The organism is Actinomyces bouchesdurhonensis (assembly GCF_900128465.1).
Classification (GTDB): Bacteria; Actinomycetota; Actinomycetes; order Actinomycetales; family Actinomycetaceae; genus Pauljensenia; species Pauljensenia bouchesdurhonensis.
The window spans coordinates 513,519-532,719 of sequence record NZ_LT635868.1; the positions used below are offsets into that span (position 1 = coordinate 513,519).

Annotated in this window: 14 protein-coding genes and 2 pseudogenes; 1 reads left to right on the forward strand and 15 read right to left on the reverse strand. The window is 62.8% G+C overall.

Features of this window, described 5'->3' with window-relative positions; translation table 11 throughout:
* From BQ7477_RS07200 to aspS, 3 genes are all read right to left on the reverse strand, one after another.
* The coding region (locus BQ7477_RS07200; protein WP_234968720.1) for an enterochelin esterase domain-containing protein at positions 1–587 on the reverse strand (587 nt) is incomplete at its 3' end.
* Positions 580–1,197 carry an L-threonylcarbamoyladenylate synthase gene (locus BQ7477_RS07205; RefSeq protein WP_073983366.1) on the reverse strand — a complete coding sequence of 206 codons (618 nt, stop codon included), beginning with the start codon at positions 1,195–1,197 and terminating at the stop codon, positions 580–582. The genes BQ7477_RS07200 and BQ7477_RS07205, both read right to left, overlap by 8 nt.
* 75 nt (positions 1,198–1,272) lie before the next feature.
* Positions 1,273–3,078, reverse strand: a complete 1,806-nt coding sequence (aspS, locus tag BQ7477_RS07210) for an aspartate--tRNA ligase (protein ID WP_200783489.1) — start codon at positions 3,076–3,078, stop codon at positions 1,273–1,275.
* 102 nt (positions 3,079–3,180) lie between these two features.
* On the opposite strand from aspS, the pseudogene BQ7477_RS07215 reads away from it, so the two are divergent.
* A pseudogene (locus BQ7477_RS07215) lies at positions 3,181–4,137 on the forward strand (MFS transporter); the annotation flags it as partial.
* A gap of 3 nt (positions 4,138–4,140) precedes the next feature.
* Here the strand turns inward: BQ7477_RS07215 and BQ7477_RS11090 are convergent.
* The 12 genes and pseudogenes from BQ7477_RS11090 to ruvB all read right to left on the reverse strand — a co-directional run.
* A pseudogene (locus BQ7477_RS11090) lies at positions 4,141–4,500 on the reverse strand (DEAD/DEAH box helicase); the annotation flags it as partial.
* 220 nt (positions 4,501–4,720) lie between these two features.
* Positions 4,721–6,322 (reverse strand): GTPase, encoded by a 1,602-nt coding sequence (locus BQ7477_RS07225; protein ID WP_073983368.1) that lies wholly within the window; start codon positions 6,320–6,322, stop codon positions 4,721–4,723.
* Positions 6,319–7,971, reverse strand: coding sequence for a GTPase family protein (locus tag BQ7477_RS07230; protein WP_073983369.1), 1,653 nt, complete (start codon positions 7,969–7,971; stop codon positions 6,319–6,321). The genes BQ7477_RS07225 and BQ7477_RS07230 overlap by 4 nt, the downstream gene beginning before the upstream one ends.
* Complete coding sequence (gene hisS / locus BQ7477_RS07235) at positions 7,972–9,324, reverse strand: histidine--tRNA ligase (RefSeq protein WP_073983370.1); 1,353 nt, start codon at positions 9,322–9,324, stop codon at positions 7,972–7,974.
* 32 nt (positions 9,325–9,356) lie between these two features.
* Positions 9,357–10,076, reverse strand: a complete 720-nt coding sequence (locus BQ7477_RS07240; RefSeq protein WP_073983371.1) for an MBL fold metallo-hydrolase — start codon at positions 10,074–10,076, stop codon at positions 9,357–9,359.
* A gap of 1 nt (position 10,077) precedes the next feature.
* A complete protein-coding gene (locus tag BQ7477_RS07245; RefSeq protein ID WP_073983372.1) occupies positions 10,078–11,409 on the reverse strand; it encodes a DUF349 domain-containing protein in 1,332 nt (443 codons plus the stop codon).
* Between the two features lie 166 nt (positions 11,410–11,575).
* Positions 11,576–13,876, reverse strand: a complete 2,301-nt coding sequence (locus BQ7477_RS07250) for a RelA/SpoT family protein (RefSeq protein ID WP_200783490.1) — start codon at positions 13,874–13,876, stop codon at positions 11,576–11,578.
* 80 nt (positions 13,877–13,956) lie between these two features.
* Positions 13,957–14,496 (reverse strand): adenine phosphoribosyltransferase, encoded by a 540-nt coding sequence (locus BQ7477_RS07255; protein ID WP_073983373.1) that lies wholly within the window; start codon positions 14,494–14,496, stop codon positions 13,957–13,959.
* Positions 14,493–15,581: a protein translocase subunit SecF gene (gene secF, locus BQ7477_RS07260; protein ID WP_073983374.1), complete on the reverse strand. Its 1,089-nt coding sequence runs from the start codon at positions 15,579–15,581 to the stop codon at positions 14,493–14,495. Before secF ends, BQ7477_RS07255 begins: the two co-directional genes overlap by 4 nt.
* A 1-nt stretch (position 15,582) precedes the next feature.
* Positions 15,583–17,553 (reverse strand): protein translocase subunit SecD, encoded by a 1,971-nt coding sequence (gene secD / locus BQ7477_RS07265; RefSeq protein WP_073983375.1) that lies wholly within the window; start codon positions 17,551–17,553, stop codon positions 15,583–15,585.
* A 26-nt stretch (positions 17,554–17,579) separates the two neighbouring features.
* Positions 17,580–17,993, reverse strand: coding sequence for a preprotein translocase subunit YajC (gene yajC / locus BQ7477_RS07270; RefSeq protein WP_073983376.1), 414 nt, complete (start codon positions 17,991–17,993; stop codon positions 17,580–17,582).
* A gap of 177 nt (positions 17,994–18,170) precedes the next feature.
* On the reverse strand, positions 18,171–19,184 hold the full coding sequence (gene ruvB, locus BQ7477_RS07275) for a Holliday junction branch migration DNA helicase RuvB (protein WP_129582534.1): 1,014 nt from the start codon (positions 19,182–19,184) through the stop codon (positions 18,171–18,173).
* Positions 19,185–19,201: the final 17 nt, after the last annotated feature.

A 19,201-nucleotide genomic window follows, 5' to 3' on the forward strand; every position in this document is an offset into this window, starting at 1 on the left:
TGCCGCGGCGACGCCCCGTCGGGCGCGAGCGGCACCGCGCACTCCACCTCGCGCGCGGCGCGCATATCCCGCGAAAACACCTCGCGATCAGGCCAGACAAGACACGCATCCGGACCGGCGAAGAGGGAGGCAACATGCCCCCGCCCATTGACGAGCGCACGCGGATGGGAGCGATCGCGCACCGCCGAGGCGAGGACGCGCGCCCACGCACGCCGATCATCCGCCACGCGCGAATCAAGCCCACCTGGCCCGACCAGCACGAACTGGTAACTCACGATGACATCGGCGGGCAGAGCGCACGACAACACCCATGGCTCCACTCCGCGCACCCGCTCCATACGAAAGAGCTCCAGGCGATCGCGCGCCCGATCCGTCACCGTATTGAGGACCAGATAGGCCCCCGAGGCACCATCCCCGGCGCATCGGAAGGTCACCCGAACGGCCTCACGACCATCGATCACCATCCGCGCGCCGACAAGCGGCCCGGTTGAGACGCCAGCGCGCAGCAACTCGGAGCGCTCCGCAGCGAGACGGAGAAAACCCGTCTCAGAAAACGAAGGTGCGTCGATGATCGGGCGATCAGTCAAAGAGCGAGATGTCGCCCGCGCCCACGCGAGCAACAACCGCGTCGCCGCCCGCAAAGTCGATAACTGTCGTCGGCTCAGCCACGCCGACCGGCCCAACGACGACGAGATCAACCTGGTGACCGATGCGCTCATCCACGTCGAATCCATCCGTCAGAGGCTCAGTCTCACCGGGCATGATGAGAGTCGAACACGCGAGGGGCTCGCCGAGCGCCTCGACGATCGTCTGCGTGATGACGTGATCCGGAATGCGCACGCCGACCGTGTGCTTCTTCTTGTTGAGCATCACGCGCGGTACCTCCTTGGTGCCACGGAGAATGAACGTGTAAGGTCCGGGCGTCAGGGCCTTCATCGTGCGGAACTCGTGATTATCCACGATTACCAGCTCACCGAGCTGAGCGAACGAGTGACACAGCAATGAAAAGTTGTGCTTGTCGTCGAGCTTGCGCACCGCGCGAATCGTATCCATGCCCGACTTATTGCCGATCTTAGTCGCGATCGCATAACCGGAGTCCGTGGGCAGCGCAATCGTGCCGCCGCGCTCCAGCAGGTCAACGACCGTGTTTACCAGACGTGCTTGAGGATTTACCGGATGCATCTCAACGTACGACATGACTCTATTGTGCACGAAACCCCCTCCGACCGGGGCCGGATGGGGGTTTCGTGGACAAGACTTCCGAGAGCTAGATCACTTCTTTGCCTCGTCGGTGGATTCCTCGCCACGCTTCTTCGGCTTGGCATCCACGCCCGCCTCCTTACGCTGCGCGGGCGTGATCGGGGCCGGGGCCTCGGTCAGCGGATCGAAACCGCCACCGGACTTCGGGAAAGCGATGACGTCGCGGATCGACTCGGACTTCGTCAGCAGCGAGACGATACGGTCCCAGCCAAAAGCGACGCCGCCGTGCGGCGGGGCGCCGAACTTGAAGGCATCCAGCAGGAAGCCGAACTGCGCCTGGGCTTCCTCCTCACCAATCCCCATCACGTTGAACACGCGGTTCTGGATGTCGCGGCGGTGGATACGGATCGAGCCGCCGCCGATCTCGTTGCCGTTGCAGACGATGTCGTAGGCGTAGGCCAGGGCGTTGCCCGGGTCCTTGTCGAAGGAGTCGATCCACTCGGGCTTGGGCGAGGTGAAGGCGTGGTGGACAGCCGTCCACGCGCTGTGGCCCAGCGCGACATCGCCCTCGGCCTCGGCATCGCCGGTGGGCTTAAAGAGCGGGGCGTCCACGACCCAGGTGAAGACCCAGGCGTCGGGATCAATGAGGTCGCAGCGCTTGCCGATCTCCAGGCGGGCAGCGCCGAGCAGCTCGCGCGAGGGGGTGGGTTTGCCTGCTGCGAAGAAGATGCAGTCACCGGGCTTGGCGCCGGTGGCGGCCGCCAGGCCCTCGCGTTCGGCCTCGGTGATGTTCTTGGCCACGGGTCCGCCCAGCGTGCCATCCTCGGCGATCGTGACGTAGGCCAGGCCCTTGGCGCCGCGCGCCTTGGCCCACTCCTGCCACTTGTCGAAGGTGCGACGCGGCTGCGAGCCGCCACCGGGCATGACGACGGCGCCAACATACGGCGCCTGGAATACACGGAACGTCGTGTCCTTGAAGTACTCGGTGAGTTCGGTCAGCTCCAGGCCGAAACGCAGGTCAGGCTTATCGGAGCCGTAACGCTCCATCGCATCCTTGTAGGTCATGCGCGGGATCGGCGTGGACAGATCATAACCGATGAGCGCCCAGACGTTCTTCAAAACGTCCTCGGCGACCTCGATGACGTCGTCTTGGTCCACGAAGCTCATCTCGATGTCAAGCTGGGTGAACTCGGGCTGGCGATCGGCGCGGAAATCCTCGTCGCGATAGCAGCGCGCGATCTGAAAGTAGCGCTCCATACCTGCCACCATGAGCAGCTGCTTGAAGAGCTGGGGCGACTGAGGCAGGGCGTACCAGGAACCCGGGGACAGACGGGCAGGGACGATGAAGTCGCGGGCACCCTCGGGGGTCGAACGCGTCAGGGTCGGGGTCTCGATCTCGACGAAGTCGCGAGCGTAAAGCGCCTCACGGGCGGCGCGCGAGACCTTGGAGCGCAGACGGATCGCGTACTGCTCGGGTTCGCGGCGCAGGTCGAGGTAGCGGTACTTTAGGCGAGTTTCCTCACCCACGTTGCCGGAATCTTCAGCATTGGAGGAGACCTGGAAGGGTAGAGGCGCGCTGGTGTTGAGGATCTCGATGTCGTCGCCCATGACCTCGATGGCGCCGGTGGCCAGATGGGGGTTCTCATTGCCCTCGGGGCGTGCGCAGACCTCGCCAGTGACCTTCAGGACGAACTCGGAGCGCAGCTCGTGGGCGACGCGCTCGTCGCGCACGACCACCTGGGCGATGCCGGAGGCGTCACGCAGGTCGATGAAGGCGACGCCACCATGATCGCGGCGGCGGTCCACCCAACCGGTGAGCGTCACGGTCTGACCAACCAGGTCGGTGCCGAGAGTTCCAATGTTGTGAGTGCGAAGCACTGTGATTCCTTTCGTAGTTACCATCCGCGAGACAGGCGGCGGCAGTGTCATTGTACGCCTGACGTCCGAAGAGTCGCGTGTGCCGTGAGTAGGATAGTCAACATGCCCGCCGCCGATTCCTCCTCCCCCGCCCGCGCCTCGTGGGCCCCGTCCGAAATTGGCTTGGCCATCGGGTCCGTGCTTCTCATTACCCTCGTGGCCTTCGAGGAGCTCGCCGCCACGACGATCATGCCGGTCGTCGTCGAGTCTTTTAACGCGGCGCCCTGGTACCCGATCGCATCGGGTGCGGCACTGGCCACGCAGCTGAGCGCCACCGTGGTCGCGGGCGCCCTGGCCGATTGGAAGGGCCCCCGTGTCGTCCTGCTCGCGGGGCTGGTGCTCTTCGCCGTCGGCCTGCTGGTGTGCGCCGTCGGCTCACACGTCATCGTCTTCGTCGTCGGGCGCGCGCTGCAGGGGCTGGGGGGTGGCCTCCTCATCGTCCCGCTCTACGTGCTCGTGGGCTCGGTTGCTTCCCCTCCGCACCGCCCCACGTTCTTCGCATCTTTCTCCCTGGCGTGGGTGCTTCCCTCCCTGGTCGGCCCCGCGATCGCCGGTCACGTCACCCAGGAGTGGGGCTGGCGCTACGTCTTCGGCGTCGTTCCCCTCCTCGTGCTGATCGCAGCCCTTCCCATCGCCTACGTCCTGCGTTCCGTGCCGACCGCGCAGGGACAGCGCTCCCCCGTCCTCGCGGCCCTGTCTCGTGATGCCGGGCTCGTCGGCGTCGGGGTCATGCTGCTTCAGCTCGCAGGAGCCCTCGCCTCGCCCGTCGCGCAATTCGGTGTCTTCGCCCTCGGCGCGGTCATCACGGTGTGGGCGCTCCCCCGTCTCCTCCCGCGCGGCACCTTCGTGTCGCGCCCAGGCATGCCCTCGGCGATCCTGGCGAGGCTCGGCGCACTCGCGTCCCAGGTCGGCCTCGCCGTCATGATCCCCCTGATCCTCCAGCGCGTGCACGGCTGGTCCGAGGCCTCCTCCGCCTGGTGGGTCACCCTCGGTTCGATCACGTGGTCCATCGGCGCGGTCGNGGACCAGGGCCTGGACGTCGCGCTCGTCGGCGTCGACGATGGCCAGCAGCGGCAGGCCGAAGGCGGCCGTCTTGCCGGTTCCCGTCTGGGCGATACCCACGACGTCGCGCAGCTCTAGGAGCGGCGGGATCGCGGCGGCCTGGATCGGTGTGGGGACGCGGAACCCCATATCGGTGACGGCCTGGAGAATCTCCTCGGGCAGTCCGAGGCTCGCGAAGGTCACGGTATCGCCGTCTTCGCCGTCGGCTTCCTGCCCGGCGTCGCGGTCCTCGCCGTCGGCCTCGTCGACGAGATCGAACTCGTCGTCCATGTCCATGATGTCATCGCGTTCGTCGCGGTCCATGTAGTCGTCGGAGGGCATAGTCATTCCTTGCGTGCTGCGTGTGGGGTAGCAAAACCATCGGGGCGGGCCATCGAGGCTCCTCAGCGCGGCCTCACCCATAACAACAAATCCCGCGTCCCGCGGGGCACCATAACAAGGGGCTGCGCCTCATCGCTGCCACCAGCATAGCGTGCGCTTGCTCGGAAAAGGTACACGTGGTTGGCGACGTCACTGTTCGCGCACACCGATGCGTTCCGCTTCACACCCGCGGGTTGAGGGGCAGACGGGCCACGAACGAGGCAATCGTAACTTGACGGGTATCCTCCGCCCGCAGTGGGGCGACAACAAGGCGATCAACTTCGTCACGGCACAGCGCCCTGACATCCGCCATGACCGCACGCCGACGACGTGAGGCTACCCAAGCGGATGCGACACGGCTGACAAACGCACACAGCACCGTCACCGCGAGGCCGCAGCCGATCAGCGCAGTAGGCATCGGGACGGGACCGAGGGCGGGCACAGAAACATCGATGAGTACCGCCCGACCGAGGTGAATCGCCAGGATCCAGACCCCGCCAATGAGACACACTATCCATGCGATCAGCTGCATGGCACCGAAATACTTCGCAAGTGCCGGCGCGCTCGAACTCACACGCAAGTGTGCGGACACCTCACGGTGAGCGCTGTGAGGAACCTTCGTCGCTCCGCCCAGTGCGCGATCAACGAGACGGCGACGCCAGGACTCGGGCCTGCCCGTCGAGCGCGCAGCGACCTCACTGCGAACCGCATTTGCAAAGGCCGCTTCATCGAAAGCCGAACGTGTAGGCAGCGTCGGAGTAGTCGCGCTTTCCTCGCGCGCCTCCTCGCCCAGGTGCAAGCGTCGCAAAGGATCAGCGCCCATACGTGCCATCCAACGCAAGGGAAGCCACCCACCCGCACGAATGCACGCGCGTCGCGTCGCCCCAGCCACGGCCTCAGCAATGATCGGTGCCCCCGCAAGCTCGGCGGCAGCGCTCGCCAATTCAGTGGCCATTCCCTCTGTCTCAATGCCGCGAATCGGCCCCTCTAATCCGATAGCATCACGCACGAGAACAGCGGCCTCGGCGAGTGCAGCCCGAGCGCGCAACGCCTGCCGTGACACGCGCCGAGCCTCGCTCGCCAGGTGAGCGCGCAGCGCGTCAATCCCCTCCCCTGTGGTTGCTGACACGGCCACGACGGGCGCGTCCATCAGGCCGCGTTCATCCAGGACGCGACGCAGGTCCGTCTCGATCGCGCCGCGCGAAGGAGCATCCAGCATATCGATGTGGGTAAGAGCAACCGTCACGGACGCGTGAGAAGAACCAAGACGCGCCAACCACTCGTCGTGCAGGCACGCATCCGCGTACTTCTGCGGATCAACGACGACGACAAGGGCATCAACACGCGATGCCAAACGGCTGACCACCTCACCGTGCGATTCTATGACCGAGTCAATGTCGGGCAGGTCAATGATCACGGTATCGCCTGCACGATCTCCGGGAGCGTCGACGCGAGATCGCACGCCCAGCCACTCGAGAAGCTCCTTCGGCTCGCGCCCCTTGGGCAAGACAGCGCACGCCTCATTTGTGGTCGGCCGCAGGACGCCCGCACGTACGACCTCTCCCCCGCTGAGCGCATTAACAAGAGAAGACTTGCCCGCTCCCGTACCGCCGAGCATGCCGATCACGCACCACGTCGGATCCATCTCGCTGCGCTCAGAGGTCACGTCGATGAGCTCGCGCACCCGCGCCAGGGTCGCCGGCTCAATGTCGGAAGCGGCGAGCGTCGCAATCTGGTCGAGTTGCGTCGCTGCCGACGCAACAAAGGTCGCTGTGCGCCTCATGTCAGCACTTCCCGTGCCTTGTCGAGCGCCGACGCGAGCGCCTCGATGCGTTCCCTTTCCTGCGAGCGATCCAACCCCGCGGCAATGGGAGCGACGACTTCCGCCAGTGAACTGGCCGCCAGCGATTCCAAGGCCTCACGGGCCTGCACGGTGAGCGAACGCACCGTGCGCTCACCGAAATACGATTCGAGAATCGTCTGCGACAGCGCGGCCGAAGCACCCGCCACGCCGACCTCGACGCCCGTCACACCGCCCGTCATCGCGAAAACACTGACCATGAGCGACACCGTCACGACGTTGATTCCTCCGGCCAGGAGCCGACCCGTCACGCGCGAGGACTCCGCCTGGCCGCGCACAATCTGCGTGACCTCGCTGGTCCAGGCCTGCGCTGTCCTGCGCGCACGCTCAAGGCTCGCCTGAGTGTCCAACAGCTCCTCGAACTCGCCGATCGCGGCGACCGGCTCGGCCAGACGCAGAGCCTCAGTCCACGCGCGGTGATACTGATCGCTCAAACGCTGAGCCAGCCCGCCGGTAAGGTCCCGACGCACTTGTTCCTCGGGAGCGGCACTGCCGCGCACGGCACCCATGATGCGCTCGCGCACGCTACCGAGCACCCTGGCCAGAGTGCGCGTCATATCCCACGAACCCAACACCTCAGAGATGCGGGCGCTCACCTCGCCGCGCAGCACATCGTCGCTCGAGGAGGAGGCAACGTCACGCGCACACGATGCAACCAGGTGATCAATGCCCTCACGAGCTGACGTGACGGCACTCAACGCCAAGCGGGATTCATCCAATGCCCTGAACGCTTCTTCCAGAGCAGAAGCAACAGCTCCAGCAAGGGAACTGCGAACGATTGCCGCGCGCTCGTGCGCATCATCGCCAATACCGCGTAAGAACGCCCCCGCAGGAGCAATCGCTTCGAAAGGCAACCGACCGCGAGTCAGCTCCTGCTCAGCAATCACAATAATCGGAACCTCCCCCAAGCCTCGGCGCTGAGCGAGCGAAGACAGGTCCGCGCGAATCTCCTCCTGGACACCCGCGGGCACCCGGTTGAGCACGATTGCAACGCGCAATCCCCGACGGGCAGCCTCCTCCAGGTGCCGCCACGCGACAGCGTCCGCGTAACGAGCAGCAGTCGTAACAAAAATCCACAGGTCAGCGCTGTCGAGAAGCTCCGAGGCGAGCCGACGGTTACCCTCCTCAACCGAATCTATGTCGGGGGCGTCCAAGATGCCGATCGACGGCCACATCATGTCGTCCACGACGATGGTCACAGCATCGAGACTCGTTCCCTGTCCGCCTTCGTGCTTGGCCAAGCGCGGAAGCACACGATCCGACATGAACCACGCACGCGCCTGCAGCGAACACACCAGGACAGGGCGGCGCGTCGTTGGACGAAGTGTGCCCGACCTGCTGACGTCACGGTCTAGGAGCGAGTTCACGAGGGTCGACTTACCTGCCCCCGTTGAACCCCCTACCACGACGAGGAGGGGCGCTTGCGCATCCTCCAAGCGTGGCACAACCACATCCTGCAGACGACGCAGCGCACGCTCGCCATCGCCGCGGGCAGCCTGTGGCATCGCCTCGAGCGAATGCTCGAGCGCGCCCGCGAGACCGCGTGCTGCGTCAACGGCGGTAGTGGGCACTCAGGCCATCACCTTCTCAATCGACGGAGCTACATCCTCCGCGGGCACAACCCACGTCGCCGCATCGGCATCCACCTGCTCGCCGCTTCGAATGTCCTTCACCGTATCTGCCTTCCCGTCATCACCCGGGAACCAAACGAAAGGAATGCCACGCTTATCTGCGAACTTAATCTGCTTACCGAACTTGGCGGCGCTCGGGGCGACGTCGGTCGAGATGCCGCGCCCGCGCAGCGTCGCCGCGATCTGTTCGGACCGCTCGCGCTGTTCCTCATTCGTTACAGCGACGACCACGACCGTGGGAACCTTACGCGAAGCGCGCACCAGAGGCGCAGAAATCATGCGTGAGACGAGGCGCGAGACACCGATGGACAGGCCGACGCCTGGAAAGGTACGTTTTCCGTCCTTCGCGAGAGAGTCGTAGCGTCCGCCCGAGCAGATCGAGCCGAGGTCCTCGTGGCCCTCGATTTCGGACTCGTAGACGCTTCCCGTGTAGTAGTCGAGGCCTCGCGCGATCTTCAGGTCGGCGACCAGCGCCCCCGGCATGCGCTTGTTGGCGGTGTCGAGCAGCTCCGCAAGCTCGTTCAGGCCCTCGTCCAGCAGCTCTCCGCTCACGCTCAGAGCAGCCAGGCGTTCGCGCACCTCAGCTGAATCAGACGTGCGAATCTGGGCCATCTGGAGTAGGACGGAGGCCTGATCGCCGTTGATACCCGACTCAGACAGCTCCCTAGCTACACCCGCGGACCCGATCTTGTCGATCTTATCCAGCCCGCGCAACGCCGCCTCGACATCACTAACACCCACCGATTCGCACACGCCCTGGACAACCTTGCGGTTATTGACGAGCACGCGCACCGGCGGAATCGGCAAACTGTTAAGCGCCTCCGCCATGACGAGCGGCAGATCCACCTCGAAATGGAATGGCAACTCACCATTGCCGACAACATCAATATCAGCCTGCGTAAACTCGCGGAAACGCCCCTCCTGCGGACGCTCGCCACGCCAGACCTTCTGTATCTGGTAGCGCTTGAACGGAAAATCCAGCTCATTGGCGTTCTCCACGACGTAGCGAGCAAAGGGAACAGTCAGGTCGAAGTGCAGACCCATGCCCTTGTCCTTAAGCGTGCGCGGTCCGGACGCTGCAGCCTTCAGAGCCTGAAGGCGATCGAGGACGTAGATCTCCTTGGAAGTCTCGCCCTTGGCCTCGAGCTGTGCCAGTGTCTCGACCGCGCGCGTCTCAATTCCCACGAAACCGTGGAGTTCAAAGACACGACGCAACACGTCCAGGACGCGCATCTCAATGATGCGTCCCTCGGGGAGCCATTCGGGGAAACCAGACAGAGACGTGCGAGCCATGACGTTATCCTTGAAATCGCGTGGTTGCGGCGCTAACCGATGCGGCGAGCGCGGATCAAATACTGATTTGAGCGTATCTCATCCGCGAGCGTTGTAGCCGGACCATGGCCGGGAATGAGAACTGTTGTCGGGTCAATCGCATTGGAAATAGTGCGCAGCGAATGCCTCATTTGTGTTTCATCGCCGCCAGGCATATCGGTGCGCCCAACGCTGCCCTTGAATACAACGTCCGCGCTCAGCGCCCACGGCACCGAATCCTCGCTGGCAAAGAACGACCGATTACTCACGCGAATGTCCAACGGGCTGTGTCCAAGGAACACCGCCGAACCCTCGGTGTGACCGGGCGCGGGTACCATGCGCAAACACACACCCGGAGTAATCTCGATTGACTCAGCAGGCATCTCGCGCAGGGAGATGGGTTTGACCCACTCCCCAACGAAGTCGGGCGGCGCCATGGGCAAGAATGAAGCCGGATCATCCATACGGTACATGTCCGGCCCCGGCAGGTACACGGGCACGGGAACGCCCGCCTCACCCCACGTCGACACCTGGGCCGCGTCCCACACGTGATCCGGATGCCCGTGGGTCAACAACACGGCACCGACACTGACCCCTTCGCAGTCAAGCACCTCGCGAATAAGGCGCTGGATACCGGCGGAAGGGTCGACAACAAGGGCTGTGCCCGCCCCAGAAGGGACGAGCACAAGCCCATTCGCCGCGTAGAAAGGCGACGGAATCACGTGAAGACGCATGTCACTCCATTGACGAAGAGATCTGCGCGAGCCACGCGCGCTTGGTCTCGAGGGTCTCACGCACGGCGGAAGCTGACTTGTTATCGCCCGTTGACTCCGCATCGGCGAGGGAACGCTCGAGTTGAGCAATCTGTTCTTGAAGCTGTCCCACCATGCCGGCGGCGCGGGCGCGTGTCTCAGGGTTCGTGCGCCTCCACTCCTTTTCTTCGGCTTCGCGAACCGCGGCCTCAACAGCACGCAAACGTCCCTCAACGCGATGTAGATCGGAGGAGGGAACACGACCGACCTCTTCCCAGCGATCCTGAATAAGACGCAGCTGAGCCTTAGCTCGCTCAATGTCTGTCACTGGAAGGATTTTCTCAGCATCAGCCAGGATCGCTTCCTTGGCAACGAGGTTCTCTCGGTACTGTGCGTCCGTAGCCTCGTCCTTAGCGCGACGCGCATCAAAGAACACCTGCTGGGCGGCGCGGAAACGCGCCCACAGCGCGTCATCCTCCTTGCGCGAGGCACGCGGGGCAGCCTTCCAGCGGTTCATAAGCTCACGGTAGGCTCCGGCGGTCCGCGACCAATCCACCGAAGACGACAACGCCTCGGCTTCAGCAATCAATGCTTCCTTTACTCGCTTGGCCTCGGACTGAGCCTGATCAAGCTGAGAGAAGAACTGACGGCGGTGACGGTCAAACTGAGTGCGAGCGGAGGAAAAACGCTTCCACAGTTCGTCCTCGACGGACTTTTCCAGGCGAGGACCGCGACGCTGCAAGGCCTTCCACTCCTCCAGGAGGTCACGCAGGGTCTGACCCGATTGCTTCCAGTGGGTCTTGGCGGGATCCTGGGCGACAACTGCCTCAGCACGCTCGACGACGGCGGTGCGGTCAGCCAGGGCCTGCGCCTTGGCGGCCTTGCGCTCCTCGCGGGCAACTTCCTTACGTTCCTCAGCGGCCTTCTCGACTGCCTCGACGCGGCGTCTCAGCGCCGGAATGTCCCCGATGACGTTCGGTGAGACAACCTGTTCGCGCAGCGTCGCGAGGGTCTGATCAATGTCGCGCGGATTCAAAGAGGCGAGGCGGTCCTCGAAAAGCTTGATTGTCGCCTCAAGATCAGCATAGCGACGCTCGTACAAAGCGAAAGGAGAAGAAGGGATACCCTCCGGGAAGCCACCGATGACACGCTCGTCATCCCCGTCCTTCACGTAGACGGTCCCATCCTCATCGATACGCGCAAAGGGGTGCTCGGGCACCTGGGACGCACTGATCGTCGAGGCCTGGGCCTCCTGGGGCGAAGCCGTGGAAGCTTCAGGGGTGGATTCGTTGTTCGGAATCGACGTTTCGGTCACGATATTCCTTCTCAGACGAGGGCTAATGCCCGGCGCGGTCGTGTGCCTATGTGACACACAAAGCTAGTGTGTCACATCTAACGACAAAATGGGCATAAAACGCCGAAAAAGGGGACGGATGTAACACCGTTACCTGCTCTCTGGAGCGATCGCACCACGGCCTCGTCTATGAAACGGCGCCGATACGCACCGCCTCAAAAACCCCGTCCACCCGACGCAACGCCGACAGCACTGCGTTAAGGTGCGCCAGGTCAGCAAGCTCGAATGAGAAGTTACCCGACGCGACCTGATCACCGTCCGTCTTCAAGGAAGCAGCCAGAATATTGACACGATAATCCGACAGAACCTTCGTCAGATCAGACAGTAGGCCGCCACGGTCGAGTGCGCGCACCTCGATCTGGACGCGGAACGGGGCAGAAGAGCCATCTGAATTCCATGACACATCAACGAAACGCTCCGGCTGAATCTGCCCCAGGCGCACGGCGTTCGCACACGTCCTGCGATGCACCGAAACACCCTGCCCACGCGTGATGAATCCGACGATCGCATCGCCGGGAACGGGCGTACAGCACTTGGCGAGCTTCACCCAAATCTCGTTGGGACTCAGGCCCGACACCGTGATCGCACTATCCCCCGATGCTTCCGAACGCGGCTTCGCCGACCCTGGAGTCACTCCCTCGGAGAGAGTTTCCTCCGTGCCATCTCCCCCTCCCAGGTTGTCAACGAGCCTATTGACCACACTCTGAGCAGACACATGGTTCTCGCCCACAGCCGCGTACAAGCCCGACACATCGGGATAGCCAAAGGATGTAGCCACCGACAGGATCGACTGATGACTCATGAGGCGCTGCAACGGAAGATTCTGCTTGCGCATCGCACGGGCGAGCGCTTCCTTCCCCGACTCAATTGCCTCCTCGCGGCGTTCCTTGGAGAACCACGCCTTAATCTTCGAGCGAGCACGCGGAGAGGCGACAAAAGCCAACCAATCACGCGAAGGACCCGCCTTATCGGACTTTGAGGTCACGACCTCGACCGTCTCACCAGACTCCAAGCGCGTGTCAAGCGAAACCAGACGTCCGTTCACCTTCGCACCCACCGTCCGGTGTCCAACCTCCGTATGGACCGCGTAGGCGAAGTCCACCGGAGTGGCACGCGCCGGCAGCACGATAACCTCACCCTTGGGGGTGAACACATAAACCTCGTCGCCCGCAATTTCGTAGCGCAGCGAATCAAGGAACTCCTCCGGGTCCCCCGTCTCACGCTCCATTTCCACAAGAGCGCGCAACCAGTTCGCTTGTTCTTCGGAACTCATACGATCCGAGTCGCCACTCGAAGCATTCGGGTTCTGCTTGTACTTCCAGTGGGCAGCAACACCATGCTCGGCCCGCTCATGCATGTCGAAGGTGCGGATCTGGATTTCCACGGGCTTGCCGCCTGGACCGATCACCGTCGTATGCAGCGACTGATACAGGTTAAACTTCGGCATCGCGATGTAGTCTTTGAAGCGGCCAGGGATCGGGTTCCAACGCCCATGCAACGCGCCGAGGACTCCGTAACAGTCCTTGATCGAGTCAACCAGCACGCGCACCGCGACCAGGTCAAACACCTCATCGAAGGCCTTGCCGCGCACAATCATCTTCTGGTAGATCGAGTAGTGACTCTTCGGACGGCCACTCACCGTGCCCTTTGTCCCCGAGCGACGCAGGTCCTCCTCGATCTGGTCGATGACATCACGCAGGTATTCTTCGCGCTGAGGGGCTCGTTCGGCGACCAGCCGATCAATCTCCTCGTAAATCTCCGGATAGAGAGTTTTGAAAGAGAGTTCCTCAAGCTCCCACTTCACCATATTCATGCCCAGGCGGTGAGCCAGCGGAGCATAAATCTCAAGGGTTTCCTTCGCCTTCTTCGCCGCCGACGCGGCCGGGACGAAGCGCCACGTCCGGGCGTTATGGAGACGATCGCCGAGCTTGATGAGCAGCACCCGGATGTCGCGGCTCATCGCAACGAGCATCTTGCGCAAAGTTTCAGATTGCGCGGCAGCACCGTAACGCACCTTGTCCAGCTTGGTAACTCCATCGACGAGGTTCGCGATGGGTTCACCGAAGTCAGCGGCGAGCTGCTCGAGGGTGTAATCCGTGTCTTCAACGGTGTCATGGAGCAACGCAGCGACCAACGTCGGAGTCGTCATACCCATTTCCGCGAGGATCGTCGCCACAGCCACCGGGTGAGTGATATACGGCTCCCCGGATTTGCGCATTTGTCCCCGGTGACATTCCTCAGCTGTGCGGTAGGCCCGTTCCACCACGCTGATGTCAGCCTTCGGGTGATTTGCGCGCAAAGCACGAACAAGAGGCTCAATTTCGGGAATCGTCGCGCGCCCGCGAGAACCGAACCACACCAGGCCGGAGCGCACCCGAGAAACCGCCGCAGGCAATGCGGACCCTGAAGTCGTGTCGTCGCTGCTCATGTCCACATGATAGCGACATGCAGGCGGGTCCGGGAATCATCGTAGATCCCTGGACCCGCTCGCATGCGTGACGTGGACGCTCAGACGTACAGAGCGGTCTCCACGTTGATGCTTTCCAACTTGCTCCGACCGTTCAGCCCCTTCAACTCCATCAACACGGCGAGAGCCTCAACCGATGCTCCGCACTGGTTGAGCAGATCGACCGCCGCGCGGGCTGTTCCGCCGGTGGCCAAAACGTCGTCAATGATGAGGACGCGCTGGCCTTCACGCACGGTCTGAGGGCGGATTTCCATGCGGGCGCTGCCGTATTCGAGCGAGTAGTCGACGCCGATGACCTCGCCGGGGAGCTTGCCCGCTTTACGGATCGTCAACATGCCCAAGCCCAGCTCAGCGGCAACGGGCGCACCGAGGATAAATCCACGCGACTCGAGGCCGGCCACCGTGTCGATACGGCCCGCGTAACGGGCACCGATCAACTCCACGAGTTCCTTGAACGCCGGTCCGTTAGCAAACAGGCCCGTAATGTCGCGGAATAGAACGCCCGGCTCAGGAAAGTCCGGGATCTCGACCAGGTTATCCTGCACGAGGGTGGCGATGTGCTCACCAAGTTCACCGATCATCGATGAGTCTTCTTCCTGTGAGGCTGATTCTCGTTGCCCAGACGCTTGCCGGGCTTAATCGGAGCCACCTTAAGTGCCTTCGGGGAGGACGCTTTGTCGGTGGTGTGACGGCTGGCGCGCTCGCGCTCGACAGCCGCATTGTGTTCGCGGGTCTTGCTCGACAGCTCCTGGAACGTCACGAGGAGCGGCGATGCAATAAAGATCGACGAGTAAGTACCCGCGATCATGCCGATGAACAGGGCGAGCGAAATATCTACCAGCGTGCCCGGCCCCAACGCGACAGAACCAATGATGAGAATGGAACCGACCGGCAGAAGCGCCACAACCGAGGTGTTGATCGAGCGGACCATCGTCTGATTGACCGCAAGATTGACGTACTCGACGAAAGTGTAATGCTTTTGATCGTACACGTCGGCGGTGAGTTCACGAACCTTATCGAAGACAACCACCGTATCGTAAAGCGAATAGCCAAGGATCGTCAGGAAGCCGATGACCGTGGCTGGGGACACCTCGACCTGAAGAATGGCGAACACACCGACCGTAACCGCGATGTCGTGAACGAGAGCGAGGAGTGCCGATGCGGCCATCCTCCACGAACGGAAGTACGCGGTCATCAGGAGGGCCACGAGTGCCATGAAGATGGCAAGAGACTGGGCGGCCTTGGTCGTGACCGATGAACCCCATGAGGGGCCGATGGACGAGGACTGAACCTCAGATGTATCCACGCCGTAGGCGCTGGCCAGCGCTTCGCGCATCTGCGCGGTCTGGGCTGAGTCGAGCGAGGTCGTCTGGATACGCACGGAATCCGAACCCACGCGGGTCACCTTCGGAGCGCCCTCAACGAGGCCTGTCGAGCTCACGGTGTGCGAGGCGAATGATTCGCTCTGGTCACTCACGTGAGCGACATCGAACTGGGATCCACCCGTGAACTCGATGGAGCGGTTCAGGCCCATGATCGCAACCAGCGCGAAGCCGATGACGATGACCGCTGCAGCTAGCCCCACGAAGCGCTTGCGGTTGGGCACGACGCGGTAGGACTTGTCGCCGGAGTACAGGGCATTACCCCACTGAGCAAAACTCATCATGTCAGTTCTCCTCTTCCTGGGTCACTGCGTCGGTGGCACCGCTCGTTTCAGGTGCGGATGCCACCTTTTCGGCCTCACGCTGAGCCAAACGAGCCGCACGGCGACGCTCAGCGATCGACAAGCCATCTCCGGCTTCGCCCTCCACACGAGCAGACGAATCGCCGCGCGCGACGAGGCGACCGCGGCCCCCGTACACGAGCGCGTTCTTCGCACCCAAGTGTTCAGGATCAAGGCCCGAGAACTTGTGACCCTCACCGAAGAAGCGCGTGCGAATGAGCAGCTCCATCATCGGGTGCGTGAAAAGGAAGATCACAGCAATGTCGATAACAGTCGTGACACCCAGCGTAAAGGCGAAGCCCTGAACACCACCCACCGCAAGCAGGTAGAGGACGACGGCTGCAACCAGGTTGACCGCGTCGGAGACCAAAATCGTACGCTTGGCTCGATCCCAGCCTTCTTCAACCGCTGCGCGCAGCGGGCGACCATCGCGTACCTCGTCGCGGACTCGCTCAAAATAGACGATGAAGGAGTCGGTGGTCACGCCGATTGCCATGATCAGACCCGCAACACCGGCCAACGAGAGGCGGTAGCCCATCGCCCACGAGAGCAGTGCAATAACCAAGTAGGTAATGATCGAGGCGACGATGAGCGAGCCGGCGGAGATGACGGCCAAGCCTCGATACTGCCAGATCAGGTAGATGATGACCAGCAGGAAACCAATCAACGCAGCCCATAGACCGATTGTCAAGTGGTCGGTGCCAATCGTCGCGGAAATCTGTTGTTCGGACTCGACTTCGAAGTTCAGAGGCAGCGAGCCGAAGCTGAGCTGATTGGCCAGGACTTTCGCCGACTGCGGCGTGAAGTTTCCGGTGATCTCGGCCTGGCCGTTCGGAATGATCGCGTTCATTGAGGGGGCGGTAATAACCGTCCCATCAAGAACGACGGCGAAAGAGTTACGGTCGGGACGCCCCTGGTAGAAGGACGAACCTTGCGGATCGGAATCGTGATAGCCGTATAGGATCGACGAGGTGTCCTTGAACTTTTCGGTTCCAGCGTCGTTGAACTGCAACGAGACAGCCCACTGTCCAGTCACGCCCCCAGTCTGGGTACGGACAGGACCCGAGGTCGCAGACTTCAGATCGGAGCCGGGAACCGCGACCGGGCCGAGGATGTATTTGACCTGACCAGAATCGTCACACGCGGCGTAGGGCTTGTCCGCCGAGCCTTCAACATGTTTCACATCAGCTGAGGCCGAGCAATCGAGTGTGAGGAAGTCATACATCACCTGTTCGGTGATCCACTCCAGAGAAGACGCGTTGTCGGGCGTCTGCGCGGGAGCATCTGAGAGCACGCCGTCGCCATTCGTGTCGGCGACACTCATCGCGGTCGCCTCGTCGAGAGCAGTCGACTGAACGGTTGCTTCCTCCTGTCCGCCGCTCTCAGCGCCGCTCTGCGCGGCTCCCGATTGAGCGCCCGACTGCGCCACGACCTCGTCACCCGACTGAGAGCCGGACTGCCCGCTGACATTATCGCCGGACGTGACCTGCGTGGTTTGCGGGTTACGGACACTGCCCTGCGCCGCACCGATGCGCAGCACGGGGCGGAAGTTCATCTGTGAGGATGAACGGATCAGATCGAGCTGTTCCTGTGAAGGTGTCCCCGGAATCGCCACCATGATATTGGAGTTACCCATGGAGGAAATTTCGGACTCGGACACACCCGAGGCATCAATACGATTACGAATAATCGAAATCGCCTGGGTAATATCGTCGTCGGTGATCTCGCGCTGCCCCTCCGCCGTCACAGTGGGTGTCAGGATCAGCTGAGTACCGCCCTTCAGGTCAAGGGCCAGGTCGGGGTACGGTGATACGCCCTTGACGAAGTGCCCGATCGCCAGCGCCGCGCATGCCGCCACGATGGCGACAATGAGCGTCACGAGCGCGCGCACAGGGCGTCGCTTATGAGATGCCACGGTTCTACTTTCCGTTCAGCCTTGTCTTACTTCTGCTGCTCGTCGGAGTCCTGGGTCGAGGACTGCGCGCCCGTGTCGTCGAGCCCGAGGACGGCCTCATCCTCGTCCGCCGACTCTGGGGCGTCAGATGTCTCCTCCGCCTCGCTTTCTTCAGTCGTGGCCAAGGGCGGTTGGCCGCCAATTTCGGCGATCATTTCACGCTCCCAGTACATCTCGTGGCCATCGCTGGTTTCCAGGACAACAATGTCGCCGTCCAGGTCGACGAACCGACCCCAGAAGCCGACGCGGGTACGCACCCACTTTCCGGGGGTAACAGCGGCGAGCTGGTCACGTTTCTCTTGCTCCATCTTCTCCATCTGCTTCTTGCGGGAGCGCGATGTCCACACCATGAACAAGATGGCGGCGGCGGCCATGAGGTAGAAGGGTAGGTTGTTGCTCATAAAGGCTGTTTCACTTTCGATGACGGTTGGGCGCGTCGAGCGCACCTTGCCAGTCTAATGCCGAGGGAGGATTTTGGCCTAAGCGGTGTCCATGCGGCGCGGCGCATCAACCGACACTTCGTGCGCTGTCATCAGGTGTACGCCTTCGTGTCATACCGGTGGACGAGGCCCGCTCCCCTAGTCGAAGAGTGATCCGACGGGGGTTGGTGGGTTCAGGCCCAGATGGTCCCAGGCTTTCGGGGTGGCCATGCGTCCACGATTGGTTCGTATCAGGAATCCTTCGCGCACGAGATAGGGTTCAGCGACGGTTTCGACGGTTTCTGCCTCTTCGCCTATGGTGACGGACAGGGTTGTGAGGCCCACCGGCCCCCCCGCAAAACGACGACACACAGCATCGAGAACGGCTCGGTCCAGACGATCGAGTCCCGAGGGATCAACCTCGAAAAGCTCCAGGGCGCCGCGCGCCGCCTCCAGTGTCAGTGTTCCATCACCGTGCACTTGCGCGTAGTCGACGACGCGACGCAGCAGGCGATTGGCGATGCGAGGAGTCCCACGCGAGCGAGATGCAATCTCGTGAGCGGCGCGCGCATCAATGGGCGATCCCAGGAGAGAAGCCGACCGCGTGACGACCGACTGGAGTTCCTCGGTTTCGTAGAACTCGAGGTGGGCGGTGAAGCCGAAGCGGTCACGCAGCGGCGCGGGCAGCAGGCCCGAACGAGTCGTCGCACCGACGACTGTGAAAGGTGGCAGGGTCAGCGGGATAGATGTTGCACCGGGACCTTTACCCACGACCACATCCACGCGAAAGTCTTCCATCGCAAGGTAGAGCATTTCCTCGGCGGTGCGCGCCAGGCGGTGGATCTCGTCGATAAAGAGGATGTCGCCTTCCTGCAGGCCCGACAGGATCGCGGCCAGGTCACCGGCGTGTTGAATCGCGGGTCCGGAGGTCAGGCGCAAAGACGTACCCATCTCAGCGGCGATGATCATCGCGAGGGTTGTCTTGCCTAGTCCCGGTGGACCTGCGAGCAGAACATGATCGGGGGACGCCGAGCGCATACGCGCAGCGTCCAGGACAAGCTGGAGCTGGCCGCGTACAACACGCTGGCCAACGAACTCAGAGAGCTTCTTCGGGCGCAATGCCGCCTCGGCGGCGCGCTCCAGCTCGCCAGCATCCGGAGCGACGATACGCATCGTCTCAATATCTGGCT

Bases quoted from the DNA above. Each gene is read 5' to 3' on its own strand.
- BQ7477_RS07205 (WP_073983366.1), bottom strand. From the start codon at position 1,197: ATGTCGTACGTTGAGATGCATCCGGTAAATCCTCAAGCACGTCTGGTA.
- BQ7477_RS07225 (WP_073983368.1), bottom strand. From the start codon at position 6,322: ATGAGGCGCACAGCGACCTTTGTTGCGTCGGCAGCGACGCAACTCGAC.
- hisS (WP_073983370.1), bottom strand. From the start codon at position 9,324: ATGGCTCGCACGTCTCTGTCTGGTTTCCCCGAATGGCTCCCCGAGGGA.
- BQ7477_RS07240 (WP_073983371.1), bottom strand. From the start codon at position 10,076: ATGCGTCTTCACGTGATTCCGTCGCCTTTCTACGCGGCGAATGGGCTT.
- BQ7477_RS07250 (WP_200783490.1), bottom strand. From the start codon at position 13,876: ATGAGCAGCGACGACACGACTTCAGGGTCCGCATTGCCTGCGGCGGTT.
- BQ7477_RS07255 (WP_073983373.1), bottom strand. From the start codon at position 14,496: ATGATCGGTGAACTTGGTGAGCACATCGCCACCCTCGTGCAGGATAAC.
- secF (WP_073983374.1), bottom strand. From the start codon at position 15,581: ATGATGAGTTTTGCTCAGTGGGGTAATGCCCTGTACTCCGGCGACAAG.
- yajC (WP_073983376.1), bottom strand. From the start codon at position 17,993: ATGAGCAACAACCTACCCTTCTACCTCATGGCCGCCGCCGCCATCTTG.
- ruvB (WP_129582534.1), bottom strand. From the start codon at position 19,184: ATGCGTATCGTCGCTCCGGATGCTGGCGAGCTGGAGCGCGCCGCCGAG.